Origin of the sequence: Cytobacillus sp. S13-E01, from assembly GCF_029193815.1 — a bacterium.
In the GTDB taxonomy this organism is placed as follows: domain Bacteria; phylum Bacillota; class Bacilli; order Bacillales; family Bacillaceae_L; genus Bacillus_BV.
In genome coordinates, this window is the sequence record NZ_JARFVC010000008.1 from 123,105 (window position 1) to 149,174 (window position 26,070).

The 26,070-nt window shown below is 37.2% G+C and carries 25 protein-coding genes; 7 read left to right on the plus strand and 18 right to left on the minus strand.

Annotation, left to right across the window (positions count from 1 at the left end):
* Window positions 1-285 precede the first annotated feature (285 nt).
* The 3 genes from PY093_RS08115 to PY093_RS08125 form a co-directional block, all read right to left on the minus strand.
* Window positions 286-585 (minus strand): hypothetical protein, encoded by a 300-nt coding sequence (locus PY093_RS08115; RefSeq protein WP_275645381.1) that lies wholly within the window; start codon window positions 583-585, stop codon window positions 286-288.
* A 70-nt stretch (window positions 586-655) separates the two neighbouring features.
* Window positions 656-928: a YwdI family protein gene (locus PY093_RS08120; RefSeq protein WP_275645382.1), complete on the minus strand. Its 273-nt coding sequence runs from the start codon at window positions 926-928 to the stop codon at window positions 656-658.
* 24 nt (window positions 929-952) lie between these two features.
* Window positions 953-1,129 carry a uracil-DNA glycosylase gene (locus tag PY093_RS08125; protein WP_275645383.1) on the minus strand — a complete coding sequence of 59 codons (177 nt, stop codon included), beginning with the start codon at window positions 1,127-1,129 and terminating at the stop codon, window positions 953-955.
* Window positions 1,130-1,254: 125 nt separating this feature from the next.
* On the opposite strand from PY093_RS08125, the gene PY093_RS08130 reads away from it, so the two are divergent.
* A complete protein-coding gene (locus PY093_RS08130; protein WP_275645384.1) occupies window positions 1,255-2,517 on the plus strand; it encodes an erythromycin esterase family protein in 1,263 nt (420 codons plus the stop codon).
* Window positions 2,518-2,811: 294 nt separating this feature from the next.
* Entirely contained in the window at window positions 2,812-3,096 is a 285-nt protein-coding gene (locus PY093_RS08135; protein WP_275645385.1) for a hypothetical protein, read from the plus strand.
* Between the two features lie 356 nt (window positions 3,097-3,452).
* On the opposite strand, the gene PY093_RS08140 is transcribed toward PY093_RS08135, so the two are convergent.
* The 3 genes from PY093_RS08140 to PY093_RS08150 all read right to left on the minus strand — a co-directional run bounded on the left by PY093_RS08140 (window position 3,453) and on the right by PY093_RS08150 (window position 7,161).
* The gene (locus PY093_RS08140; RefSeq protein WP_275645386.1) at window positions 3,453-4,910 is read right to left on the minus strand and encodes a CoA-acylating methylmalonate-semialdehyde dehydrogenase; all 1,458 of its coding nucleotides are present in this window, start codon (window positions 4,908-4,910) and stop codon (window positions 3,453-3,455) included.
* A gap of 23 nt (window positions 4,911-4,933) precedes the next feature.
* Window positions 4,934-6,130, minus strand: a complete 1,197-nt coding sequence (locus tag PY093_RS08145) for an iron-containing alcohol dehydrogenase (RefSeq protein WP_275645387.1) — start codon at window positions 6,128-6,130, stop codon at window positions 4,934-4,936.
* Between the two features lie 80 nt (window positions 6,131-6,210).
* A complete protein-coding gene (locus PY093_RS08150; RefSeq protein ID WP_275645388.1) occupies window positions 6,211-7,161 on the minus strand; it encodes a 3-hydroxyacyl-CoA dehydrogenase family protein in 951 nt (316 codons plus the stop codon).
* A gap of 384 nt (window positions 7,162-7,545) precedes the next feature.
* Between PY093_RS08150 and pflB the strand changes: the two genes are divergently transcribed.
* Window positions 7,546-9,771 (plus strand): formate C-acetyltransferase, encoded by a 2,226-nt coding sequence (gene pflB, locus PY093_RS08155; RefSeq protein ID WP_275645389.1) that lies wholly within the window; start codon window positions 7,546-7,548, stop codon window positions 9,769-9,771.
* Window positions 9,772-10,008: 237 nt separating this feature from the next.
* Complete coding sequence (gene pflA / locus PY093_RS08160; RefSeq protein ID WP_275645390.1) at window positions 10,009-10,734, plus strand: pyruvate formate-lyase-activating protein; 726 nt, start codon at window positions 10,009-10,011, stop codon at window positions 10,732-10,734.
* 82 nt (window positions 10,735-10,816) lie between these two features.
* Here the strand turns inward: pflA and PY093_RS08165 are convergent, their stop codons facing one another.
* Window positions 10,817-11,089, minus strand: coding sequence for an HU family DNA-binding protein (locus PY093_RS08165; RefSeq protein ID WP_275645391.1), 273 nt, complete (start codon window positions 11,087-11,089; stop codon window positions 10,817-10,819).
* A gap of 223 nt (window positions 11,090-11,312) precedes the next feature.
* Here PY093_RS08165 and PY093_RS08170 point away from each other — a divergent pair, with 223 nt between their 5' ends.
* The 3 genes from PY093_RS08170 (at window position 11,313) to PY093_RS08180 (ending at window position 14,800) form a co-directional block, all read left to right on the plus strand.
* Window positions 11,313-11,588: an alpha/beta-type small acid-soluble spore protein gene (locus tag PY093_RS08170; RefSeq protein ID WP_275645392.1), complete on the plus strand. Its 276-nt coding sequence runs from the start codon at window positions 11,313-11,315 to the stop codon at window positions 11,586-11,588.
* A 608-nt stretch (window positions 11,589-12,196) separates the two neighbouring features.
* Window positions 12,197-13,132: an ATP-grasp domain-containing protein gene (locus PY093_RS08175; protein ID WP_275645393.1), complete on the plus strand. Its 936-nt coding sequence runs from the start codon at window positions 12,197-12,199 to the stop codon at window positions 13,130-13,132.
* 171 nt (window positions 13,133-13,303) lie between these two features.
* Window positions 13,304-14,800 carry a glycine betaine uptake BCCT transporter gene (locus tag PY093_RS08180; RefSeq protein WP_275645394.1) on the plus strand — a complete coding sequence of 499 codons (1,497 nt, stop codon included), beginning with the start codon at window positions 13,304-13,306 and terminating at the stop codon, window positions 14,798-14,800.
* A gap of 56 nt (window positions 14,801-14,856) precedes the next feature.
* Here PY093_RS08180 and PY093_RS08185 read toward each other — a convergent pair whose 3' ends face one another.
* The 11 genes from PY093_RS08185 to PY093_RS08235 all read right to left on the minus strand — a co-directional run.
* Window positions 14,857-15,318 carry a GNAT family N-acetyltransferase gene (locus PY093_RS08185; protein ID WP_275645395.1) on the minus strand — a complete coding sequence of 154 codons (462 nt, stop codon included), beginning with the start codon at window positions 15,316-15,318 and terminating at the stop codon, window positions 14,857-14,859.
* 170 nt (window positions 15,319-15,488) lie between these two features.
* Window positions 15,489-15,944 carry a DinB family protein gene (locus PY093_RS08190; RefSeq protein ID WP_275645396.1) on the minus strand — a complete coding sequence of 152 codons (456 nt, stop codon included), beginning with the start codon at window positions 15,942-15,944 and terminating at the stop codon, window positions 15,489-15,491.
* A gap of 199 nt (window positions 15,945-16,143) precedes the next feature.
* Window positions 16,144-16,803 (minus strand): hypothetical protein, encoded by a 660-nt coding sequence (locus PY093_RS08195; protein WP_275645397.1) that lies wholly within the window; start codon window positions 16,801-16,803, stop codon window positions 16,144-16,146.
* 112 nt (window positions 16,804-16,915) lie between these two features.
* Complete coding sequence (locus tag PY093_RS08200; protein WP_275645398.1) at window positions 16,916-18,298, minus strand: alkaline phosphatase; 1,383 nt, start codon at window positions 18,296-18,298, stop codon at window positions 16,916-16,918.
* 353 nt (window positions 18,299-18,651) lie between these two features.
* On the minus strand, window positions 18,652-19,317 hold the full coding sequence (locus tag PY093_RS08205) for a CadD family cadmium resistance transporter (protein WP_275645399.1): 666 nt from the start codon (window positions 19,315-19,317) through the stop codon (window positions 18,652-18,654).
* A 133-nt stretch (window positions 19,318-19,450) separates the two neighbouring features.
* Window positions 19,451-20,869, minus strand: a complete 1,419-nt coding sequence (lpdA, locus tag PY093_RS08210) for a dihydrolipoyl dehydrogenase (protein ID WP_275645400.1) — start codon at window positions 20,867-20,869, stop codon at window positions 19,451-19,453.
* A 208-nt stretch (window positions 20,870-21,077) separates the two neighbouring features.
* Window positions 21,078-23,234, minus strand: coding sequence for a heavy metal translocating P-type ATPase (locus PY093_RS08215; RefSeq protein ID WP_275645401.1), 2,157 nt, complete (start codon window positions 23,232-23,234; stop codon window positions 21,078-21,080).
* A 375-nt stretch (window positions 23,235-23,609) separates the two neighbouring features.
* On the minus strand, window positions 23,610-24,569 hold the full coding sequence (locus PY093_RS08220) for a bile acid:sodium symporter family protein (protein WP_275645402.1): 960 nt from the start codon (window positions 24,567-24,569) through the stop codon (window positions 23,610-23,612).
* On the minus strand, window positions 24,562-25,134 hold the full coding sequence (locus PY093_RS08225) for a ZIP family metal transporter (protein ID WP_345774233.1): 573 nt from the start codon (window positions 25,132-25,134) through the stop codon (window positions 24,562-24,564). Before PY093_RS08225 ends, PY093_RS08220 begins: the two co-directional genes overlap by 8 nt.
* 18 nt (window positions 25,135-25,152) lie before the next feature.
* Window positions 25,153-25,329: a ZIP family metal transporter gene (locus PY093_RS08230; protein WP_275645403.1), complete on the minus strand. Its 177-nt coding sequence runs from the start codon at window positions 25,327-25,329 to the stop codon at window positions 25,153-25,155.
* 145 nt (window positions 25,330-25,474) lie between these two features.
* On the minus strand, window positions 25,475-26,070 hold a 596-nt coding region (locus PY093_RS08235), incomplete at its 5' end, for a group II intron maturase-specific domain-containing protein (protein ID WP_275645404.1).

A 26,070-nucleotide genomic window follows, 5' to 3' on the forward strand; every position in this document is an offset into this window, starting at 1 on the left:
TTCCTAGACTGTGTAAGAAGAAGTAGTAGTAGAAGAAGATGTGGACACAGAGTCCGCTATTTCAATTATATACTTGATTTTGACGAGTTTTGAGGACCTAGAATCCCTTATTTGCAAGAAATCATAGGAAAATAGCTATCTTTCCACCAAATAGAGGAACCACAGTCCCCTCTAGGCCCAATAATTAACCATATTATAAGAATAAAGGAATGACTGTCCTCTTTAATCTATTTATTACTTTATTGCATAGTAAAAGGGTGCTCTATGCTCCACCCTTTTTTCATACTATCTATTATTAAAATAAACCTTTAAAGCAGCTTGAATGTTATTTTCATCTTTTATTGTTTGAATAGTGTAGTGATCACCATCTACCGTTGTTATAAAATCGGTTACACCCTGTTTTTTCAGGAAATCGTCAACATCACTAAGATGGTCACCCTGATTTAATAATGTTTTATGGCCAACAAACTGATTATTAACAAATACTTCATAGCGATCTTCGTTTAGCTTTACATCTGCCCCTGATTCAACTTCATCAAATGCAAATATATCATTATAACCACCATTTCCAGATGTGATTGGCATTTTTATGACCCCCATATTTTTGCTTATTCTAAAGTTTTTACTTTAATAGCAAATAATATTAGTGGCTTCCCTAAAAATCAAAAATGGAATTACCGTTGCCGTCACCCTTTTCATGTTCTATTTTCTGAGGGGAAGCAATCATAGGATTATTCTGATCGTTCGTGAACTGAATATTGGAATTAGTGCTCTCTTCTTCCTTTTTGACTCGATCATCTAGAATAAGGTCACATAATGATTGGATTACTAATACATGGTTTCTTACCTTACTCTCATTGCCCGATTGTTTAGCCTGCTGCAATTCAAACTGCATTTTTTCTAAAACTTTATTTAAAGGAATGTGCATTTTCCTAACCTCCGTAGAAAGACCCTATTTTTTTATTTGTTTTTGTTCGAATTTTAAACAATGACTTCCCGATGATTGAAGAACAGCAGCAGATGGCATCGTTGACGTTTTGAAGTTAAATGCCCGGCAGCCTTTAGGGAACTTTCTATCCCACGTTACATAAAAATGTTTACAATCAAAACAATTTATTCTTTTAGTCATTTTAAAACACAACCTTATTTTCTATTCCCTATTCATTTTAAACGAAACCCTTGATAATTTCATTTAGTATTATTTTTAAATTGATTAGGAAAACTAACAACATTCTTTTAAACTGAGGTGATGATTTGGTAAATCAAATAGTGCAAGATATTAAAGATCACTCTTATAGATTGCATTCTCATGATGATTTACAATCCATTATAAATTCTGTAGGTGATGCAAAATATGTACTACTCGGTGAAGCATCACATGGTACATCCGAGTTTTACACTTATAGAGCTGAGATTACAAAGCGTTTGATCGAACAAAAAGGTTTTTCAATCATTGCAGTTGAAGGAGATTGGCCCGCCTGTTTCGAAGTAAACCGTTATATAAAGAACTATGATGATCCTTATAAGAATGCCTATCAAGCATTAGAGCAATTTAATCGATGGCCTACTTGGATGTGGGCAAATGAAGAAATTGCTGAGCTAACAAACTGGCTAAGGAACTATAATAATAATAAAACTGCACCAAATGAGAAGGTTGGTTATTATGGTATTGATGTGTATAGCCTTTGGGAATCGATGGAGGAAATCATATTATACCTTGAGAAAATAGGATCGCCTGACATTGAGACAGCAAAAAATGCTTTCTCATGCTTCGAACCACATAATCGCAGGCCCGAAAATTATGGTGTCTCTGCCTCATTTTTATCAGATGATTGTATTGATGAAGTGGTAAAGCTTCTTCATAAAATTAGAACCAATCATCATCAGAAACAGCCACATGAAGCAACCCTTAACCTGCAGATTAACGCGTTAGTTGCTGCACATGCAGAACAATATTATCGGGCTATGGTCCAGGACGATACCGATTCTTGGAATATTAGGGATTACCATATGGCTGATACTGTACAAGAACTCGTTAATTATTATGATAATGAGGCTAAGGTTATTATTTGGGAGCATAACACACATATTGGAGATGCACGAGCTACCGATATGAAGCGTGAAGGACTTGTTAATGTTGGCCAAATTGTGCGTGAACGCTATGGCGAAGATCAAGTCTTTGCTATTGGATTTGGAACACATCGCGGCTCTGTTATTGCTTCGAAAAAGTGGGGAGAAGGACTAGAAGTTATGAACGTTCCACCTGCTGAAAAAAATAGCTGGGAAGATTTTATGCATCAAGCAGGCCCATATAATAAAGCACTTATTTTTACGAATAAAAATAAGCATTTATTTGAGGACACAATAGGACACCGGGCCATTGGAGTCATATATCATCCAGAGTATGAACAACTAGGTAACTATGTACCATCGCGCATATCAAAACGGTACGATGCTTTTATTCATATTGACGAAACACATGCACTTAAACCACTGCAAGTTGAGGTAGTAAGGTAATTTGTATAGAAATAGTAGAGCTGTCTTTAGGGATTATTCCCACGGGACAGCTTTTTAAGTTTCATGTGGGCAGATGGGCTTCACTTATCCTCTATCATATGCGGCAATGCGATTTTTGACGTCTGTTGTGCAAGTCAATGCGTTGTTGAACAGGAACTAAGGTTCACAAAAAAAAACAAAGTGGTAACTAGAAGCCCGATCTGATTACCATATCCACTGCAAAATTCAGAAACGGTAATCTGATGCTCAATCTGATTACCATATTCACTTCAAAAATTCAAAAACGGTAATCTGATGCTAAATTTGATTACCATATCCACTGCAAAATTAAAAAACGGTAATCAGATGCCTACTCTGATTACCGTATTCACTTCAAAAATTAAAAACGGTAATCTGATGCTCAATCTGATTACCATATTCGCTGCAAAATTCAAAAACGGTAATCAGATGCCCAATTTGATTACCATATTCACTGCAATTATTAAAAACGGTAATCAGACGCTCAATCTGATTACCGTACTCAACAGGAACAAGCCATACCGTTATCTCATGCAGCATGCAATAATGATCGTCAACTAAAAGCCGCCACGTCCTGTGGCGAACGTTGACGTCAGCACATCCTGTGGAAGTCCATACGTCACTGAACGGGCGCCTTTCGCTTTTCTTGTGTCTAGCTACAGGCGCCAACGACTTGTGGACTTCCCTCTCCCTCCTTGCGATAAGTCAACATCGAATCGCTTCGCTCTTCGTGTTTCCTTTATCTCATGCGGGTTCAGTCCAGTCCATACGTCGTTGAACGGGCGCCTTTCGCTTTTCTTGTGTCTAGCTTCAGCGCCTAGAAACTCGAGAAACTTCAACTCCTCCTACAGAAGCAAAGACCGCTTCTTCGTCAGAGTCTCCAGTTTTCTCGTTTCTGATCAAGGCGCTTCCGCTTTTCAGTTCCATCTAGCCGTAACCATTTTCTTTCTTGTGTAAAATTCTACTCCGTCTTTTCCGTTTGCGTGGAGGTCACCGTAGAATGATTTTTTCCAGCCTGAGAATGGGAAGAATGCCATTGGTGCTGGTACGTTTACATTTACGCCAAGCATTCCTGCTTCGATATATTCACGGAAATCGCGTGCAGCTTGACCGCTTGATGTGTATAAGACGGCTCCATTAGCGAAATCGGATTTATTTGTCAGTTCGATTGCTTCTTCTAAATCTTTTACACGAACAATGCTTAGTACTGGTGCAAAGATTTCATCCTGCCATATTTTCATATCGTCTGTGACATTATCAAAAATCGTTGCTCCTAGGAAGTAACCATTATCGTGCTTTTGGGCATCAATTCGGCCATCTCTGACAAGCTTTGCTTTTTCCTTTTCTCCTAATTCGATATAGCTTAATACTCGCTCTCGATGTGAGTCTCGAATAACTGGACCTAAAAAGACATCTTCGTCCAGACCATTACCAACTTTCAATTCGTTTGCTTTCTCTACAAGTCTTTCCACTAGTTGATCCGCGATTTCATCAACGACAGCGACAACCGAACAAGCCATACAGCGTTCACCTGCACTACCAAAAGCTGCTCCTATGATCCCTTGTACTGCTTTATCGATATTACAATCTGCTAATACGATTGAATGATTTTTAGCGCCAGCTAGTGCTTGAACTCGCTTTCCGTTAGCTGCTGCCGTTTTATAAATATACTCTGCTACTGGTTGTGAGCCAACAAATGAGATTGCTTTTACTTTTGGATGTTCAAGCAGCCCGTTCACTACTTCATGTGCACCATGGACTATATTTAACACACCATTAGGTAGTCCTGCTTCTGTAAATAATTCTACCAATCTAGCTGCTAATATTGGTGTTCGTTCTGACGGCTTTAATACAAATGTATTTCCACACGCAATTGCTAATGGAAACATCCAGCATGGAACCATCATCGGAAAGTTAAAAGGTGTAATCCCGCCAACAACTCCTACTGGGTATCTATACATTGCCGATTCCATATCTGTAGCAATATCAGGTAATACTGATCCCATCATAAGCGTCGGAGCACCTGCTGCAAATTCAACACACTCAATACCCCTTTGCACTTCACCACGAGCTTCCTCTAAGTTTTTTCCATTTTCCATTGTAATTAATCGTGCTAGTTCTTCATAATTCTCCATTAATAATTGTTGATATTTAAAAAGGACTCTAGCACGTTTTGGCACAGGGGTCCTACTCCATGTCTTGAATACCTCTGCAGCATTATTAATAGCTAATTCTACGTCTTCTTTTGATGATAGAGGAACTTCTGCAAGTACCTCACCTGTTGCAGGATTTGGAACCTCTATATAACTTGTTGATAGAGACTCGACCCATTCACCATTTATATAATTTAGGAGTTTTTTAGTTGTTGTAGTCATGGTCTAACTTCCTCTCTGCTATTCTAATTTAAAATCTTTCTATCTGAAAACTGATAGTTATAACAAATATGATAAAGTTCTTCTATTTCTAACTGTGTCGGCACTCTCGGATTATTACCTGGACTTCCACTTTCGATAGCGTCAAAGGCCATTTTGTTGATAGCACTCTCGAACTTTTGTTTATCTATTCCCCAATCCTGTAAGTTCGGAATATGTAAAGTTAAACAAAGATTCTTTACTTCGGTTACAGCTAAATCAGCTGCTTCTATATCTGATAACTCCTGTTTATCGGTTTGAAACAATCGACCGATCACCGCGAGCCTATCAATACACGCTGATTTACTAAATTCCAAAACAGCTGGTAACAGCATGGCATTAGATGTTCCATGTGGAACATGAAATAGTGCACCAATTGGTCTAGACATTCCATGCACCAGACATACAGATGCATTAGAAAACGCCATACCCGCCTGTAGAGACCCTATTGCCATAGCTTCTCTAGCATCGATATCCTGTCCGTTTTGATAGCTTTTAACTAGATTTTTTATAATAAGGTCCATCGCTGATAATGCTAGTATATCTGTCATTGGCTGTGACTTTTTAGAAATGTATGCTTCAATTGCATGACTAAGAGCATCAACCCCAGTAGATGCGGTTACACTTTTAGGTGCTGATTGACAGAGAACTGGATCAACAATTGCAATGGTTGGCATAAACGCTGGTTGTTTAATCATCATTTTTACATCATTACTAGTATTTGTAATAACTGTAACATCTGTTGCCTCAGAACCAGTCCCAGCCGTTGTTGGTATTGCAATTAGTGGTATCGGAGTATTTTGGGCAACTTTTCTAGCACCTATATAGTCACCAATATAACCTCCACTTGTCGCTAGTACTGCTACGGCTTTTGCAGTATCAATGCAGCTGCCACCGCCTAACCCAACAATCACATCACAATTTTCGCTAGTACATAATTCAAGAGACTCTTTGACATAACTATCTGTTGGTTCTGTATTTACACCAAGATAATAAACACTAGAAACACCTGACTTTTTCAGGAGGTCTCGACATTCACTTACAAGCCCGAGACCATCCATAATTTTATCACTAATTATGAGAGCCTTTTTTCCAAAGCTAGAAGCCTCACTTCCGACTCTATTAAAAGAGCCTCGCCCATAAAAAATAGCCTGCGGTGTACGAAGAACAGCGTATGTTTCCAACCAGTCATCTCCCTTTCGCTTAATACTAGAGTATATGGCAAACAACCTATTAAAATGCTAGTAGAAACATAATCTTAATCTTACATTTCTTTTATCGATAGTAATTTTATAAGCTTTCGGTCTCGTTCCTTTGCTGCAAGGGTGACCTCATCTTTTTCATATTGATAAAATCCTTCTCCCGTTTTTACACCTAAATTATTTTCTTGCACCTTATCACTGATTAGTTTTGGAGCTTTCTTACTTGAGTCTAACTCAGGAAAAAGGTTTCCCGTTACTTTCTCCCAAATATCTAACCCTCCAAAATCGGCAATTTGGATTGGTCCATCAAAAGCCCACCGCATTCCTGGTCCATCCGCTATTACACTATCAATATCCCTAGCGTCTGCTACACCTTCCTCTAATAGATACATTGCCTCCCTAACAACTGCAGCCTGGAGTCTATTTGCAACGAAGCCTGGAATATCTTTTTGTAATCGTACTGGCTTTTTTCCACAATTAATTAATAGTTCCATCATTTTATCAATTACTTCAGGCTTTGTTCTTTTACTCGGTACAACTTCTACTAACCGAACTAAATGAGTTGGATTAAAGAAGTGCACTACAAGCATTCTATCTGCAAACGAAACATCCTCTGCTAGCACCTCAATTGAGTATGTCGATGTATTTGATGCAACAATTGTATCTTCACTAATTAATGTCTCAAGCTTCGTATAGATTTCTTTTTTCAATTCTATTATTTCTGGTACTGCTTCAATAACAAGACTTGCATCTCCTACAGCAAAAGCAAAATCTGTTGTAAATACTATACGAGCAAGTACCTTTTCACTTTCCTCGAAATTCATATAATTTTCTTCTACCATCAGCATCAAATTCTTATGTATTTTCTTTTGCGCTACTTTCAAAACTTCTTCATTAATATCATATATAACAACCGAAAATGAAGAAGCAGCAAACACCTGTGCAATTCCATGTCCCATCGTACCTGAACCAAGTACACAAACTTTACCTTTTGTGAGTGGTCTCCTATTCATTGCCATTCCCCCTAAGATGTTTCAAAAGTATATTAGCTCTAGCATATATTTAAGTATATAAGACATCCCACTTTATAACAATTTTAATATTCAGAAAAATAGTTTATCTCTTTAATTCCCTATGTTATAATCTTCGACATAGTCGGTCGGTCTTTCTGTATCTAAAAGGTCCACGTTCTGTATCACACCGCTACAAACTATGATTCCCCTACTATTACTACCCTTATTAGAACTTTAAAATCAATCCACAAGCTCACTTGCTCAAAGATTCACAAATATGTCACCAGCTTCCCCTTATATCTTATTAACATCGTAGTATACTGTAGATATAAAGCTGTTATACAAAAAATTACAATCTGTTCTATTCATGGGAGGAAATTAATCATGAAGCATTGGGAAGGTTTTATTGAAGGTAACTGGACGAATGAAATTAATGTAAGAGATTTTATATTAAATAATATCGCCGTTTATGAAGGTGATGACTCATTTTTAGCTACTGCTACCGACAGCACAAAAGCATTATGGAAACAAGTGATGGAATTAACAAAACAAGAGATTAAAAATGGCGGAGTTTTAGATATGGATACGGAAATCGTATCAACTATTATCTCTCATGGACCTGGCTATCTCAATTCTGAACAGGAAAAGATTGTTGGACTTCAAACTGATATACCATTTAAACGCTCACTACAACCTTTTGGCGGTATCCGAATGGCAGAACAAGCATGTGAATCATACGGCTACAAGGTAAACAAAGAAGTAAGTAATGTATTTTTTAATTTCCGAAAAACACATAACCAAGGTGTTTTCGATGCATATAACGATGATATGAAGGCGGTACGTAAAGCTGGGATTATTACTGGACTTCCTGATGCTTATGGTCGTGGTAGAATCATTGGTGATTATCGCCGCGTGGCATTATATGGGATTGATAGACTTATAGAGGATAAAAAGAAGGATTTAACTAAAGGACCTAAAACGATGACTGAAGATGTTATTCGACTTCGTGAAGAGGTTTCTGAACAAATTCGCTCACTTAAAGAGCTAAAAGAAATGGCGCGATCTTACGGTTTTGATATTTCAGCACCTGCTACAACAGCTAAAGAAGCGTTTCAATGGTTATACTTTGCTTATTTAGCAGCTATTAAAGAACAAAATGGAGCTGCAATGAGTCTTGGTCGTACTTCGACCTTCTTAGATATCTATATTGAAAGAGACATACAAAATGGAGTCTTAACAGAAGAAGAAGCACAGGAGCTTGTCGATCACTTTGTAATGAAGCTTCGATTAGTGAAATTCGCAAGAACACCAGATTATAATGAATTATTTAGTGGAGACCCAACTTGGGTAACTGAATCTATTGGTGGGATTGACTTAGATGGACGCCCACTCGTAACAAAAAACTCATTTAGATTTCTTCATACACTTGATAATCTAGGACCAGCGCCAGAGCCAAATTTAACAGTGCTTTGGTCACCAAAACTTCCGGAAGCATTTAAAAAATATTGTGCGGATATGTCGATAAAAACAAGTTCAATTCAATATGAAAATGATGATATTATGCGACCTGAATTTGGAGATGACTACGGAATTGCATGCTGTGTATCTGCCATGAAAATTGGTAAGCAAATGCAATTTTTCGGCGCTAGAGCAAACCTTGCAAAAGCTTTGCTTTACGCAATAAATGGTGGGGTTGATGAAAAGCTAAAGGATCAAATCGGTCCAATTTTCGCACCAGTCACAACTGAATTTCTAGAGTATGATGATGTTATGACTAAGTTTGACAATGTGATGGAATGGCTTGCAGAGCTCTATATTAACACATTAAATGTCATTCATTACATGCACGATAAATATTCATATGAACGAATTGAAATGGCACTCCATGATACGGAAATCATTCGTACAATGGCAACTGGTATTGCAGGACTATCTGTTGTAGCTGATTCATTAAGCGCGATTAAATATGCAAAAGTTAGACCAATTCGAGATGAAAACGGAATTGCAGTTGATTTTGAAATCGATGGCGATTTCCCTAAATATGGTAACAATGATGATCGTGTTGATGATATTGCAGTGGAGCTTGTAAAGACATTTATGACTAAACTTCAAAAGCATCAAACATACCGAAATTCTAAACATACTTTGTCTATTTTAACGATTACGTCAAATGTTGTTTATGGTAAGAAAACAGGTAACACACCAGATGGCCGCCGCACTGGCGAACCTTTTGCTCCAGGGGCTAATCCTTTACATGGAAGAGACTCTAAAGGTGCATTAGCTTCACTAAGCTCTGTAGCAAAATTACCTTATGAGTATTCTTTAGATGGTATTTCAAATACTTTCTCTATTGTTCCAAAAGCATTGGGAAAAGAGGAAAAGACACAAATATCAAACCTTGTAGCCATTCTGGATGGATATGCAGTTAAAAAAGGACATCACTTAAACATAAATGTATTTAATCGTGAAACACTATTAGATGCAATGGAACACCCAGAACTGTATCCACAACTAACAATTCGCGTTTCAGGATACGCTGTTAACTTTATAAAACTTACTCGTGAGCAACAAATTGATGTAATTAATCGTACGTTCCACGATAGTTTATAAAAGCGAGGGTGCCTGCTTAGCGACGTATGGACTGGACTGATCCGCATGAGATAAAGGAAACACGAAGAGTGCTAGCGATTCGATGTTGACTTATCGTAGGGAGGAGAGGGAAGTCCACTAGTCGCTGGCGCCCGCAGCTAGATACCAATACCAGGGGTAGAGTAACAGCTCTCCCCTCTACAAATAATTAATAGTGGCATTCTTGGTAACAGCCTTGCTGCTTAGGAGGTTTTCAACATGAAAGGATATATTCATTCAATCGAATCTTGTGGAACAGTAGACGGTCCTGGACTTCGTTATATTGTATTTACACAAGGCTGTTTATTAAGATGCCAGTTTTGCCATAACCCTGACACATGGGCAATTGGAAGTGGGAAAGAGATTACCGTCGATGAGATTATTAAGGACCTCACATCTTATTTACCTTTTATCCAAGCATCAAATGGAGGTATAACTGTAAGTGGTGGTGAACCTCTTTTACAACTAGACTTTTTACTAGAACTGTTCACTGAATGTAAGAAACTCGGCATTCATACAACAATTGATACTTCTGGTGGTTGTTATAGTCAAGAGGAATCATTTCAGAAAAAATTAGCGAAGGTACTAGAGTTAACAGATTTAATTCTCTTAGATTTGAAACATATTAATAATGAGAAGCATATTAAGTTAACTGGCAAAACAAATAAGCATATACTAGAATTTGCGCGCTACCTGTCTGAAAAGAATACACCTGTTTGGGTCAGACATGTTCTTGTCCCGGGGATCACGGATAATATTGATGACCTAAAGCAATTGAAAGACTTTATAAATGAGCTTAACAATGTTGAAAAAATCGAAGTTTTACCCTACCACAAGCTTGGTGTTTATAAATGGAAAGCCTTAGGTTTACGTTATCCATTAGAAGGTGTCGAGCCTCCAACAACTGAGATGGTTCAGGTTACTAACAACATTCTACTAAGCTGAGCATTAACCTGCTAGAATTAGAGTTCATTTTAAATAAAGTAAAACCCCCTAGAATGGGGGTTTTAATTTGTATATCGATATATTAGTTTACAGCGTCTTTAAGCGCTTTACCTGGTTTGAATGCAGGAACTTTGCTTGCTGCGATCTCGATTTCTTCACCAGTTTGTGGGTTACGACCTTTACGAGCTGCACGCTCACGTACTTCGAAGTTACCAAAGCCAATTAATTGTACTTTGTCTCCACCTTTTAATGCTTCTTGGATTGATTCAAAAACTGCATCTACTGCTTTAGTAGCATCCTTTTTTGAAAGTTCGCTAGCTTCAGCAACTGCGTTTACTAATTCTGTTTTGTTCATAGTATCTTTCTCCTCTCCATTTTACACATATTCTTTTTACCATGATTTACTGATAATAGCAATACTTACTTGTATTTAACCTATTAATCTTGTGGTATAAGAGGTCACATAAATAGATTAACCAAAAAATATAGATTTTAAAACAAAAAAGAATATTTTTTTAATTTGTTTTTATTTCTTTGGGCATTCTAAAAAAAAATACAGTATCCAAAGGAGAGTTTCTATGGCTAGAAGAAGAAATCGATTACTTGTTCCAGAGGCTCGCGAGGAAGTAGATAAATTAAAAGCACGAGTAATGAAAGAAAAAGGCTACTCTACTAACGAAAATGAACCTAATAATGTTAAATTTGAAGTAGCAGAAGATCTTGGAGTTCCTTTGAAAAAAGGATATAATGGGACATTAACATCAAAACAAGCCGGTCAAGTTGGCGGACAAATTGGTGGAAGCATGGTTAAGGAAATGATTAATATGGCTATGCAAAACTTACCCAAGAAATAGTGATATATACCCTTATTTGGAAATTTTTTTAGGATATTGCCACAAAAGTTGGCTTAAAAATATTATAAGCAAAATTTAAGCGGACCCCAGTGCCCTTATTTCTGTCAAAAATGGTGTTTTCTATGATTTGGCGGACTCAGGAGACCTTATCACATGAAAAACGGTATAACTTTACTTGAAATTCCGTAGATAAGGTCCGCTGAGTCCGCTATCAAAGTAAAAACCTTAAATTTTATAAAAATAAGGTGCTCTCAGTCCGCGAATAATGAACTGTCATTGTTAAAGGTAAAGAGATTGGGTTTCCCAAGCTTTTTTGGATGCTGATTTTATTGTTATTTCAACTGCTTTATGGAGAATTTGCCCTGTGGTTTTAAATATTCTCCACGTTATTTGAACTGCTTCCTTTGCTGTTTTTCAAAATATTAGCTGAGGGGGTTCTCTGAATTCTCTTTAATTTGATAAAATACTACATCTTAAATCCTCACTTATATTCTACACTTATCCAGTTCATTACTTTGGTAACAAATTCCTATTATTGCAACCTTTTATTATACTCCATTAAACAGATAGGATATAATTAATTTACTATATAAAAAAGGGTGATATTAATGGGATATCAAAAGAAAATCTACGTTCTTCATGAAAATAGCGAGTGGACAGCTCCTTTGTTAAAGGAATTAGAATCTTTAAATCTACCTTATGAAGACTGGTATCTTGACGAAGGGATACTTGACTTAACATCAATTCCACCCTTAGGTGTATTTTATAATCGAATGAGTGCTTCATCTCATACAAGGAACCACCGTTATGCACCTGAATATACTGCATCGATTCTTTCTTGGCTAGAGGGACATAATCGGGTTGTTTTTAATAAAAGCCGTGCATTACAGTTAGAGGTTAGTAAGGTAGCACAGTACTCTGCTTTAAATGCGCATGGTATTAGAACACCAAAAACAATTGCAACAGTTGGTCGGAAGAATATCCTTGAAGCTGCAAAGACCTTTGATATGCCTTTTATTACAAAACATAACCGTGCTGGAAAAGGTTTGGGAGTCTATTTATTTGAAGATATAAATGCTTTGGAGCGATATGTAAATAGTCCAGAGTTTGAGGAACCAATTGATGGAATAACGTTAATACAACAATACATTCAGGCTGAAAGCCCAACAATAACCCGCTGTGAGTTCATTGGCGGTAAGTTTTATTATGCAGTTCAAGTTGATACTTCTGATGGTTTCGAGCTATGCCCTGCTGATGCTTGTCAAATTGGAGAAGCCTTCTGCCCAACCACAAGTGAACCTAAGCAAAAGTTTAAAATCATTGAAAACTTCCATGATCCTATTATAAAAAAATATGAAGAATTCTTATCTGCAAATAACATACATTTTGCAGGCATTGAGTTTATCCGAGATAAAAATGAGACAATTTTCACGTATGATGTAAACACAAATACAAACTATAATCCTGACGCAGAGGCACGGGCTGGTAAATATGGCATGCAGGCGATTGCGGAAACACTTGGTGCTGAATTAATTTTGCTTTAAAGGCATCCGATAAAAACCCCTAGAAAAGGGGTTTTTATTTTTTTATGCATGAGATTGGTGTCTTGGAAAACAATATTGAAATAGAATCATTTATAAGCACTTTAATATTTAATCAAAAGACACATAAAGTCGGGCGCATTATCAAACACTTTAATATGAAGGAGGGTGTTTATGGGAAAAGTCACATCTGTCTTTTGGATATCATTAGTTATTGCTTTGCTCTTTGTAGGATGGGGGGTACTATTCCCTGAGAATCTTACAGTTGCCATGAATGCTGCACAGTCATTCTTTATGGTCAGCTTTGGCTGGTTTTATCAGCTTACAGCATCATTCTTTTTAATTTTCGCACTGTTTCTAATCGTTAGTCCTTACGGTAAAATTAAATTAGGTAAAGATGATGATAAACCTGAGTTTAGTTATCCATCATGGTTTGCAATGTTATTTAGTGCAGGTATGGGGATTGGATTATTATTCTTTGGAGTTTCTGAACCTATTTCTCACTTTATCAATCCACCATCAGCTGTTCCTGGAACAGGGGAAGCAGCACGAGAGTCATTACGCTATACATATCTACACTGGGGCTTTCATGCTTGGGCAATTTATGCAACGATAGCCCTAGCACTTGCTTATTATAAGTTCAGAAAAGACTTACCAGGACTAATGAGTGCCACACTCTACCCACTACTAGGTGATCGAGTGAAGGGACCAATTGGGATAATCATAGATGTGGTGGCTGTTTTCGCTACTATTTTTGGTGTTGCAGCTTCATTGGGACTAGGTGCGCAGCAAATTAATGGCGGATTAAGTTATGTAGCTAATATCCCTACTACTTTTGGTGTTCAGCTAATCATAATTTCTGTTATTACTATTTTATTTATGGTTTCTGCAGGGACAGGCATTAAAAGAGGCATTAAATATTTAAGTAATGCAAATTTAATTTTAGCCTTAGTACTGTTTTTCACGATACTATTCGTTGGTCCGACTGTATTCTTATTAGATTTATTCACAACGACCTTTGGCGGTTATATTCAAAATTTACCGAGTATGGGATTAAAACTGGCACCTTTTAACGAAGAAAGGGCTGCCTGGACCCAAGGGTGGACCATTTTCTACTGGGCTTGGTGGATAGCGTGGGCTCCATTTGTCGGAACCTTTATTGCACGTGTTTCAAAAGGACGGACAGTTCGCGAATTTGTGGTTGCTGTACTTCTCATTCCAACCCTTGTATGTACTATGTGGTTTGCTGTATTTGGAGGATCAGCTATTTACTTTGATTTTAACTTTGATACTAATATCGCTGGTCAATCCTTAGAGACAGCATTGTTTTATTTATATGAGCAATTACCTATTACAACAATACTCACTATTATTACTTTATTTTTAATTACGACGTTCTTTATTACATCAGCAGACTCCGCAACCTTTGTACTAGGAATGATGACCACAAACGGAAGCCTAGAGCCTGCAAACATCATTAAATATACATGGGGAATCATTCTAGCATTGTCCGCTGTCGTGTTAATGATCTCAGGCGGATTAGCCGCAATGCAAACCGCGATTATTGTTAGCGCATTCCCTTTAGCTGTCGTTGTTATCTTAACCTCAATTTCACTACTACGAAGTTTTAAAAGTGAAACAACAACAAAAAAACGACCTAAGGTTAAATAATTTCAAAAAACGCCTGGATGACATTCTTATCCAGGCGTTTTTTTATGGTGCACAGCTTAAAAAGAAAGGAAATAATGTAAGTATTCATTGTCCATTTTATAACCTAATGATTCATACAATCTACGAGCCCCTAAATTGTCTTCTGCCGTTTCAAGAGAAACTCCTTTTGCATCGGTTGCTTTTGCAAAATCATGAGCAGCAATCATTATTTTTTTTGCTATACCCATTCTTCTTGCTTCATCTTTAACAAATAAATCATTTAAGATCCAAGTCTTTCTCATCGAAATAGACGAGAATGATGGATAAAGCTGTGTAAAACCGTATGCTTCTGTTTTTTCTGAATTGCAAGCTATAAAAATCACTGATTCATTATGATCCAACCGTTCTTTTAGGTAATGTACCGTACCGCTTTCATTGGATTCCTGTTCGTAATATACACGATACTGATTGAATAATGGGGCCACTAACTGTACTTCATTAGTGGTAGCTTGCACGATTTGAACCGTTAATTCCGACATTCATTCTCATTCCTTCCTTTATCCCGCAATAGCGGGCAGTAAGACCCCAACGATGGAAGTTTCCTTTTTATGGTTTATTTTAAAAATATCACAAGTACCTTTACTACACCACACAAATTTAATGCTTTATTCACATAGATAACTATTGTTAGGAGATCTCAATAGAAACTCTATTTTGAAAGGGCACTTTTAATTTGCTGGATATGGTGCTGATCATGTTCAATGAACTCTTTAATGATATATCTGAGCGAATAGGGCTCGCCAGTGTGAGGACAATATGTGACTCCATTAACAGGTAAACTTTTTGTAATAACCTCTTCTGGCATATCTACCAACTCTTTAACTAAATGATATCGTGTTAGAATTACTTCATCAATTAAGTTAGATTGTGAGATACCTGATTTAGCGTAAATCGAAGCTAAATTATTAAAAGAGTCAAACTCGGGAAACCCTAATGGTTCCTCCTTTTTTACTGAAGGCACAATGTTAGAAATCAAATAGTTATCCCAATTCATGAAATGTGAAACAATTTCACTAATTGACCATTTTCCTTCTGTAATTGGTCTTTTCCACTCTACTTCGGATAATCCCTTTAACGATTCAACCATCAGGTTTTTGTCATTCATAAAAAGCACCCCATCCAACACTACGGATTTTATAGAAAACCCCTAAATCATCATTCTAAATTGCGGTGTCAGGCACATACTTGACACCGTAGTCTATTGTATGATTACTTCTTTATTGTTATTTTGATTGCTAGTTCTAATCCAAGTGTTTGGCGAGGGTGCTTATTCGAACAAACAAGATTTTTTGAAGTAACAATGATTAAAAGTTAATTTTTATCACTTTTTCTTTACTTATGATTTTCTGATTTTGATCTAAAACTTGACTTGTCGTTAGTTTAATCCACTTGAACTCATCCACATTGGTCTTATCTATTACAAATCCCATATTGCCTAATTTATCTTCTTTTCCTTTAAAATCACCGTTTAAACCTTCCAGGTAGAAATCTTCCTGCCAGTTTTTCTTTTCTCCAGCGCTTGTTTCCAAGACCGCTATTGGATTAAAATTTAATGTATCGGCTGAAGTATTTTTTACCGTGATGAATACCTTCACATAATTAAATTCCTCTTCATTTTCTGTATACTCATGGAAAAAGTCAATTAAGTCAGGGGATGGGAGGTAAAGGAAAGCCTTCACATGCTGAATCGTCAATTCCATCGGGCCGATTGTAACCGTCTGTTTGTCTTGATTAAGCGCTTTTAGCGTGGCTTGACCGTCTTTATCCTCATATACTCGGCCAATTTCTTGCAATGGACGATCGTCCGTTTCTTGCGGATTATCGATGTAAAAATTTTTATTTTTCTCAGCAACATGTTTGTCTTCAACTGATTTTTCGCCTTTAGTCTTTTCTGTATTGATACCATTAGTTGAACATCCAGCGAGTAAAAGAATGAATATTAACAAGACCAAAGCTTTCTTCATGACTAGTCTCCTCCTATTTGATAAACTTAAGTGGTAATGAAAAAAAGTTCCCGTTGCCACAGTGATAGCAACGGGATATTTTTCTCAAATGGTGCACAATGTGTTAAGGGATTTATTCTTTCTTTCCTTTTCTACTATTCTCTAAAATTTTGAAGATTAATTTTCCGGTATCAGTATTATCAATCATACCAGAAAATAAATTAGATTGAGGACCGTATGCATAAACCGTTACGTCTTCACCGGTATGCCCGCCAGTTGTCCACCCCGTATAGGAGCGAAGATCAAGAATTCTTTCGATAGCATTGTCGATTTCTACGGCTGTTGCTCCTTCTTTCGCAGCGGCATCCTTAACGGATTTAATTTCTTCTGTCGTTAATTCAAGGTCTATATACTTCTTCAAAGTCTCTTCTACATCAGCACCATTGGCAATTTCGGAAGCTATGAAATCTGGTGTACGTTTTGCCGCTTTGATAGGAGTCGGATCCCATTTATAAACACCGTCTCTCCCCATTGACATTCCGCCTGTAGAATGGTCGGCCGTTGCAATCACGATGGTGTGCTTATCTTTCTTCGCAAACTCAATCGCTTTGTTGTAAGCTGCTTCAAAGTCAGCCATGTCGCTCATCGCTGCGACAACGTCGTTATCGTGACCTGCCCAGTCGATTTGGCTTCCTTCTACCATTAAGAAAAATCCGTCTTTATCCTTGCTTAAACGTGTAAGCGCACCATCCATCATATCTTCCAAGGAAGGAATCGTCTCATCCCGGTCAATCATTTTTGGCATCCCCTTAGGTGCGAATAGACCAAGGATCTTCTCATTGTTATCATTCAATAACTCTTCACGGGTCTTTACATAGCTATAGCCATCATTTTGAAACTCTTGTGCCAAGTTGCGGTCTTCTCGCTCAAAATAAGCAGTACCCCCACCAAGCAGAACATCTACTTTATGCTCACCGTTAACTAGATCGTCGTAGTAATCATCTGCAATCGCATTGTAATTTTTACGAGATTCATCGTGAGATCCAAATGCCGCCGGAGTTGCATGGTTAATTTGTGAAGTGGCGACTAAACCTGTTGATTTTCCATCCTCTTTCGCTTGCTCTAACACAGTCTTTACGTCTTCCTTGTTCATATCAACCGCAATGGCTCCATTATATGTCTTAATTCCCGCAGCCATTGAGGTTGCAGCTGCAGCCGAATCCGTAATGCTTAAGTTAGGATCCCAGGAATAAGTTGATTGCATCCCTACCAAATATGGATCAAAACCTGTTTGTTCCATCATTGGAGTTGATTTATCATCTATTAAAGAACGATATGCGGTGGTATAAACAGGCCCCATTCCATCACCAATTAATAAAATGACATTTTTGATTTTGGCTTGGTCTTCCTTTTCTTTCGCCTCTATATTTGGTGAATTTCCTATTATACTCGTAATAGCAATAGACGAAATAACGGCAACAGGTAAAAGTTTTTTAGCTAGTCCTTTCTTAAACATCCTAGATACCCTCCTAATCAAATTTTCCTACAACTAGAATTTTAATCTTATACTATTAATCTCGTATAAATTTATTGTTAAGTCCGTGTTAATTTTTCAATAGATAAAAAGCTACAAGGATGATAGTATTTTTGAGGGAATAGTAAAGCCATAAACGGGTTTGACTGGTTTGCTAGACTGAAAGTGCAAGTTTAAGTGGAATGTTTGGTGGTACTTCAGGAGAATTTGATAAGAGAAGCAGCTTTTTGGAGATTATAAATTATTGATTTGTATTATTGTCCCTAAGTAAAAATTTACTTACCATTTTAAAAGTCCCTTCTGGTCAACCAGAGGGACTTCTAGGGATCACTATGTCAATTCACTATACTCAAAAGGGCACGGATAGTTTCGTTCTCCACCATAATATATATTCCTAAACCAATAAAGACGATGGGTATAATCCATCTCCCGTAATTCTCTAGTGTTTCAGAGACATGTTTAAAGGCTGCCAAACGATATCCTATAAAGCACCAAATTGCCACCATTATAAAGAATGTAATAACCGTTACTGCTAATTGATTCATGGTCAAAGTAGAGAAAAAAGGAACATATATTCCAATGTTATCTCCACCATTAGCAAATGTTATAAATGCTACACTTAAAAAGACACTATTATACTTTCCAGAGTTTAAACTTGAAAGAATTGCACTTTCATCCTCATCTTCTCCCTTTATAAACAACATAATCCCTAAATAGATCGGAATTAGTCCTAGTAATCCCACCCATTTATCTGGAATTAACATAACTCCAAAAGTTCCTAAGAGACTGACTACTACTAACAAGACAAAACCTAGGTATTGTCCAATAACTATATCCTTAGAGGATATAGGCTTATTCTTTGTCTGCATACCTTTTAAACCTTCACTCGTTTTCACCTGTGATTTTACCTGAGAGAATAGCAACATCAAAACAAAAATATCATCAATGTTGGTAACTATAAATGCACCTATTGCAGAAATAACGTTCAAAATTAAAGCCAATGTCATCAACCCACTAACTGATTTTTTATTACGATGATTTAATTGAGAAGACTTTTAACTGGGTGTTGTTTGTCGCTAAACACCCATTGGAATTTAGGTATATTTATTTCTTACCATTTTTAATTCCATTAAGTTATTTTTTATTCAACATATGAATAGCATGTCCCATAACACCTTCTGCTGCTTCCATCAATGGCTCAGGTAAAGTTGGATGAGCATGTATAGTAAGACTAAGATCTTCTGCTGTTGCCCCTGCCTCAATCGCAAAAACTGCTTCAGCAATAAGCGATGATACTTCTGGTCCTACCATTTGTACACCCAACACCCGATTAGTTCCCTTATCTGCCACAACTTGAACAAAACCATCGGCATCTGAAACAGATAATGCTCTGCCGTTAGCTTGGAATGGAAAACGACTAGAAACTGTTTCATATCCTTTTTCCTTTGCTTCCTTCTCCGTTAAACCCGTATAGGCTACTTCAGGATCACTGAAAATAACAAAAGGCATAGCTTGAAAATCAATCACACTTTTTAGCCCACCTATAACCTCTGCAGCAATTTTACCCTCGTAACTGGCTTTATGAGCAAGAAGGTAACCACCAGCACAGTCCCCAATCGCATATACATGTTCAACGTTTGTTTGACATTTATTATTTATTTTAATAAACCCGCGTTCGTCAAGCTCTACTCCAATATTCTCTAGACCAATTTTCCCTGTATTCGGTTTTCTTCCAATCGAAACTAAGCAATAATCACCCTTAAATATTTCTTCGTTTCCATTAACCTGAACATGTACGTTTACTTCATCGCCTGTATTTTCTCCGCCTTGGACGAAAGCATTTGTTATGACTGTAATTCCAAGTTCCTTTAAATGACGTTTTACCACGTTAGTAAGCATAGGGTCCGTACCTGAGAGAATGGTATCTGATCCCTCAAGGATGGTCACTTTAGCCCCGAATTTGGCATAAGCAGTCCCCAGCTCCAAACCGATATAACCACCACCTACTACAACTAAGTGTTTCGGTACTTCTTTAAGCATCAATGCCTCAGTAGAAGAGATGATTCTCTTTTTATCAAATCGCATGCTTTTTAACTCAGTAGGTAATGATCCTATCGCAAGGATTAAGTCCTTGTATGAATAAAATTGTTCTTCATTTCCTATTTTGATTTTTACAGTATTGGAATCAGTGAGATAAGCTTCCCCACTAATAACCTCTACTCCATTACCTTTAAGCAAGGTCTTTATTCCATTCGTTAGTTTATTCACTATACCGTCCTTCCACTTCACTACTTCGGGCATATCAACTTGAACCTCACCAGAAATCTTAATTCCCATTGAACTGGCATGTTTTATGTGTTTTACTCGTTCAGAAGCACCGATAAGAGCCTTTGAAGGTATACACCCACGGTTAAGGCAAACCCCTCCTAATTCTGCTTTATCCACTAAAACCACCTTTTTACCTAACTGAGCGGCACGTATAGCCGCCACATAACCTCCTGATCCTGCGCCTATAACTAACAGGTCTAGATCCTTTTTTACCGCAACAGTCATTTCAGTATCCTCCTTTAATGATCTCATAGTGAATGAAAGGTTTTTTTATATTAAAATCGCTTTTGTTTCTATATGTAGTATTAAAACTGATGATATACTTATACTCTATTTCCTCAATTTTAATTAGATTGGATATTTAGAATTTATACTAAAATGTAATCAGTGTTAAATGAAGGCTTTCCAATCAGGCTGGAAAGCCCTTTTCACTTTATTCTTTCACTCTCATAAGTCGCAAACTATTTAATGCCACCAAAAGGGTTGCTCCCATATCTGAAAGGATGGCAATCCAGAGCGTTAACCAACCTGGGATAACCAATAGTAAAGCAATAAATTTAATAGCAATTGCAAAAGTAATGTTCGCCTTGATTACATTTAGAGATTTTCGGCTAAGTTTCACAGTGAATGGAAGTTTTCTTAAGTCGTCTCCCATTAGAGCAACGTCAGCCGTTTCCAGGGCTGTATCTGTACCAGCTCCACCCATTGCGATTCCAACTGTAGAAGCTGCTAATGCAGGAGCATCATTTACACCATCTCCAACCATGGCGACGTTTCCGTACTCGGATCTTAATTGTTTAATATAATCTAATTTGTCCTGAGGCATCAGTTCAGCTTCAATATCTGATACTCCGACATGTCTGCCTATTGCATTTGCAGTACCTTTGTTATCACCTGTAAGCATAATGGTTTTTTTGATTCCCAGTTGATGTAACTTTTGAATAATTTCCTTACTTGATTCACGAACTTCGTCTGCAACTGCAATAACTCCAAGTATTTCTTGTTTGGTCCCAATAATCATGGCTGTTTTACCTTGGTTTTGAAGAGTAGTAACATTTTTTTCTAGGTCTTTATCTAAATCAGTAGTTAATAACTCCTTGAAGAGTTTCGGGCTACCGATATAATAAGTCATCCCGTTTACAGTACCTTTGATGCCCTTACCTGTAATAGAAGAGAAATCCTCTACCAGGACATCAGAATATGAAATGTTTTCTTCTTCTGCCTTTTTCATGATAGCTGATGCAAGAGGATGTTGGGAACGATATTCTAATGCAGTGATGATCGATAACAATTCTCTTTCATTTTCTTGATTATTTAATACATTAAAATCAGTTACAGCTGGGACACCTTTTGTTAATGTACCTGTTTTATCGAATGCTATAGCCTTTAAGGCACCCATTTCCTCTAAATAAACTCCACCTTTTATAAGGACACCTTTTTTCGCTGCATTGCCGATAGCTGAAACAATCGAAATCGGAGTGGAAATAACCAACGCACAAGGGCAACCAACGACAAGAACAGCTAAGCCTTGATAAATCCACGTTTCCCAACTACCACCAAAAAATAATGGTGGAACAACAGCAACTAATGCTGCAATGATCATAATAATTGGCGTATAATATTTCGCGAATTTCTCGACAAAGGCTTGAGATGGAGCACGTTCTCCCTGTGCCTCCTCTACAAGGTGAATAATTTTAGAAATGGTTGTATCTTCAACCAGTTTCGTTATTTTTACCTCAAGTAATCCTTCTTCATTTAGAGTACCTGCAAATACTTCATCATCCACTGTTTTCTCAACAGGGACTGACTCACCTGTAATAGCTGCCTGATTGACAGCAGAGTACCCACTAACAACCACACCATCCATGGCAATCTTTTGACCAGGTTTGACAATCATGATATCTCCTACCGCGATATCATCGACATGAATCATCATTTCTAATCCATTTCGTCTAACAAGTGCTTCCTTTGGAGCAATGTCCATTAATGAACGAATGGATTGTCTTGCTTTATCCATGGAGAATCGTTCTAGAGCTTCACTGATTGCAAAGAGTATCACAACAATAGCAACCTCTGCCCATTCTCCAATAATTCCTCCACCTATTACAGCTACTGTCATAAGGGTTTTCATGTCAAATTCAAAGCGTAACAAGTTTTGGAAACCAACTTTAAAGAGGGATAATCCTCCGATTAACATGGATGCTACAAATAATACTGTTGTAACAATGTTCTCATCCCCATTAACAAACGATGAAAGGTATCCAAAAACAACCAATAAGGTTGCAAATAATAAAGTACTGTGTTTCTTATAAAATGGTTCTTTTTTTTCTTTTACATCCTCCTGTTTAGCTTCTCGAAAAGGCTTGTCAGGAGTCACTTTAAGGTTCTCAAATGCTCCTGCTTTTTCTAGTTCTTCAATCGTTGTATTACCATAAACAGAAATTTTTGATGCACCAAAATTTACTTTTGCATCCTGAACTCCTTGGAGCTGTTTTACGTTATTTTCAAATTTCCCTGCACAGTTTGCGCATGTAAATCCTTCAACACGGTACACCTGTTTCTCATCTAATAGCTTCATTGATTCACTCATTTAAATAACCCTCCTCTTATGAGCAAAGTAATGTTAAAACTTGCTCTTAGTTTCATTTAGCTAACACATAAAAAGTAGTCCACTTAGAATTTTTCGAATCCCCCTAACATTAAAACAATCATTTGAATATTAATTTATATTGTTATTTTATACACTTTTAATAAAATAGTCAAATGATTATTTGATTGTATTCGCAAAAAATTTTACTAACGATAATACAACTAACTCTGGATCCTAGGCAATAGAAGAAAACCGATTTTTCCTATACCATGGCTTTTCTAATTTTTTACACTGTTTCAGTCAAACGACTGTATTTTCGAAATAATATCTATTTATCACTACCAGGAATGATATTTAGTCAATTATGTAGAAGAACTAATTATAATAACTCCTATTTAATAATCGAACTACAAGTGGTGATGTTATCATTTGTAAAACAGCATAGAATACAGCCGGGATCAGCATGATCTCAGGTAAGTTGGCGGTGTACACTATGACTGCAGCTATACTAAATTCTTTTTTACTTACTGTAAAAAGGATCGCAACTAAATCTTCTTTCCTTTTTACAATCGGTTTTGTAAACAGGGCTATAATATAGCCAGCCATATTAAGCAAGAGTTGGGCTAGGAGAAGCAAGACAAGCATCCCTATCGAAAAGGAAAGAATAGATTCAGAACTGTCTGCAACAACGACAAATACTAAAGCAAGGTATAACAATGATGAAGAAAAAGAATAGACCGATTCAAACTTACTGATAGACGGTAATTTCGTTCGGATGAGAACAGCAAAAAACATGGGTATAACGATGATTACAAATAGTTCCAAAATCATTCCCTGAACAGGAATTTGAAATTCAATTCCAGTCAAAAATAGAAGGAGTGGAGGAAGAATGAACGGTGATAAGCTAGTAACTACACCATTCATTACTGATGCAAGTGCCACATTACCTTTACCAAGATAAACTAATAATGGAGCTGAGACATCGGTTGGCAAGGATCCAACGATGGCTTGTCCAATAGCTAAATCTTCATTAAAAAACAGTTTACCGATTCCTAATCCAATAAGTGACATGGGAATGAAGACTAAGAATATTGAAATGATTATTATCCAAGGTTTTTTTAATGCGTCCTTTAACTCATTAAAATCAAAGGTGAGACTGATAAAAAACATGAGTAGGGCAAGCAAGGGTGAAACTGTTATTTTCAATTCATCACCGATTTTTGGAAGAAATAATGCGGTGAATGTAGTAATAAGAACTAGTGGCAATAAATTGTTTTCTACAATACGTAATCTTTCTATTATTAAATCCTCCCCTCTGGCACACTTCTTATTCAAGCCCCACAACTCCAACAACCCAAGATGCTGCATAGAAGACGGCCACTCCAAGCAAAACATAAAGACCAGCTTTTCTGTTTTCAGATTGATTTACTACAGGGAGTAAATCCGTTGCTGCAACATACGGAAAAACACCAGCGGAAAAGGAAAGACCGATTCTTGCAAATGATTCGCCTAGTACTTCAGCTCCAAATCCCGTATGACTGAGTCCCCATACTAATGCCCCTCCAAATATAGTAGCCGAAGCCAGAACTACCGAGGCAACAAATGCCTTTTTCCTGTCATTAAATGCTGCAAGAACAATAGAAGAAATGGTTAAGCCATCTGGGACTTTATGAAGTAATACGGCAGCAAATACAAGAAACCCTAATTCACCACTTACCTCAAATCCCGCAACAATCGAAACCCCATCAAAGAAACTATGAATGGTCATTCCAATAAAGGCACCTAGACCGCCCGTTTTTTTATTTAGTTTTTCCTTATCTGTTTCATATCCAAAATGAAAATGAGTTGTCAGGATTCTTTGAAAGGCAAATAATACTAAAAACCCTGTTAATATGTAAATTCCATTTTCAGGTGAATTCTATAATCCTTCTGGCATCAAAGCAAGTATACCAATGGACAAAAGAAAACCCGCACTAAAAGCCATTAAATAAGTGAGGGCTTTTGGAGACCATTCTTTTCTCACGACAATAAGCCCGCCGACAAGATTGGCCAAACTTGTAATTAACACAAGCGATACTACAGTCCAAGATAACATTTACTTACCCTCCTCACTTTACACAATCATTATACATAAGAATTGGTACATCAAGGAATTATTCAGAGAAAATTAAGTAGGAGGGGGCGATTAACCCCCGACCTCTTACACCACCGTACGTACCGTTCGGTATACGGCGGTTCAATTAAGATTGGTGACGCAAAGTTTCGTAACGGGATAGCAGACTTTTGAGACCCTGGGAACTCCAATAGGAGTTTCCAAGGGTTCTGTGTAGTATTGGACTTTTGGAAATTCTCCAGTAACTTTTACGTGAGTTTCCCCATTCATAAGCCTTTCCTTTCGGAACGCCTAGCCCAATGAGTTTTCTCACCTTCGTACTTGGTTTCTTCCAATTCTTCCACGTACACATCCGAAGTCTTCTTTTAATCCACGAGTCAAATTTAGTGAACACGCTAGGCGTATCTGCCAATGCGAAATATCCGCACCACCCCATCAGATATTGATTGAGTTTCTTTATCCGATATTCCATGGAATAAGGTTTCTTCCTAGAGGTAATCTCACGGATTTTATCCTTCATCCGTTCTATACTCACTTTGGCAATCCGAACCTTCGGTTCTTTATGCGGAGTAAAGCTAAATCCAAGAAATTTTCTCTTCCAAGGACGGTCTACTGCGGATTTATTTAGATTAACTTTCAACTTAAGTTTCCCTTCAATAAACGAAGTAATAGAGTTCATAACCCGATTGCCTGCCTTCTCTGTTTTCACATAGATGTTGCAGT

Bases quoted from the DNA above. Each gene is read 5' to 3' on its own strand.
- PY093_RS08195 (WP_275645397.1), bottom strand. From the start codon at position 16,803: ATGAAGAAAGCTTTGGTCTTGTTAATATTCATTCTTTTACTCGCTGGA.
- lpdA (WP_275645400.1), bottom strand. From the start codon at position 20,869: ATGACTGTTGCGGTAAAAAAGGATCTAGACCTGTTAGTTATAGGCGCA.
- PY093_RS08190 (WP_275645396.1), bottom strand. From the start codon at position 15,944: ATGAATGACAAAAACCTGATGGTTGAATCGTTAAAGGGATTATCCGAA.
- pflA (WP_275645390.1), top strand. From the start codon at position 10,009: ATGAAAGGATATATTCATTCAATCGAATCTTGTGGAACAGTAGACGGT.
- PY093_RS08175 (WP_275645393.1), top strand. From the start codon at position 12,197: ATGGGATATCAAAAGAAAATCTACGTTCTTCATGAAAATAGCGAGTGG.
- PY093_RS08170 (WP_275645392.1), top strand. From the start codon at position 11,313: ATGGCTAGAAGAAGAAATCGATTACTTGTTCCAGAGGCTCGCGAGGAA.
- PY093_RS08150 (WP_275645388.1), bottom strand. From the start codon at position 7,161: ATGAATAGGAGACCACTCACAAAAGGTAAAGTTTGTGTACTTGGTTCA.
- PY093_RS08200 (WP_275645398.1), bottom strand. From the start codon at position 18,298: ATGTTTAAGAAAGGACTAGCTAAAAAACTTTTACCTGTTGCCGTTATT.
- PY093_RS08125 (WP_275645383.1), bottom strand. From the start codon at position 1,129: ATGACTAAAAGAATAAATTGTTTTGATTGTAAACATTTTTATGTAACG.
- PY093_RS08185 (WP_275645395.1), bottom strand. From the start codon at position 15,318: ATGTCGGAATTAACGGTTCAAATCGTGCAAGCTACCACTAATGAAGTA.
- PY093_RS08180 (WP_275645394.1), top strand. From the start codon at position 13,304: ATGGGAAAAGTCACATCTGTCTTTTGGATATCATTAGTTATTGCTTTG.
- PY093_RS08115 (WP_275645381.1), bottom strand. From the start codon at position 585: ATGCCAATCACATCTGGAAATGGTGGTTATAATGATATATTTGCATTT.
- PY093_RS08165 (WP_275645391.1), bottom strand. From the start codon at position 11,089: ATGAACAAAACAGAATTAGTAAACGCAGTTGCTGAAGCTAGCGAACTT.
- PY093_RS08120 (WP_275645382.1), bottom strand. From the start codon at position 928: ATGCACATTCCTTTAAATAAAGTTTTAGAAAAAATGCAGTTTGAATTG.
- PY093_RS08135 (WP_275645385.1), top strand. From the start codon at position 2,812: ATGCTAAATTTGATTACCATATCCACTGCAAAATTAAAAAACGGTAAT.
- pflB (WP_275645389.1), top strand. From the start codon at position 7,546: ATGAAGCATTGGGAAGGTTTTATTGAAGGTAACTGGACGAATGAAATT.
- PY093_RS08230 (WP_275645403.1), bottom strand. From the start codon at position 25,329: ATGTTATCTTGGACTGTAGTATCGCTTGTGTTAATTACAAGTTTGGCC.
- PY093_RS08140 (WP_275645386.1), bottom strand. From the start codon at position 4,910: ATGACTACAACAACTAAAAAACTCCTAAATTATATAAATGGTGAATGG.
- PY093_RS08215 (WP_275645401.1), bottom strand. From the start codon at position 23,234: ATGAGTGAATCAATGAAGCTATTAGATGAGAAACAGGTGTACCGTGTT.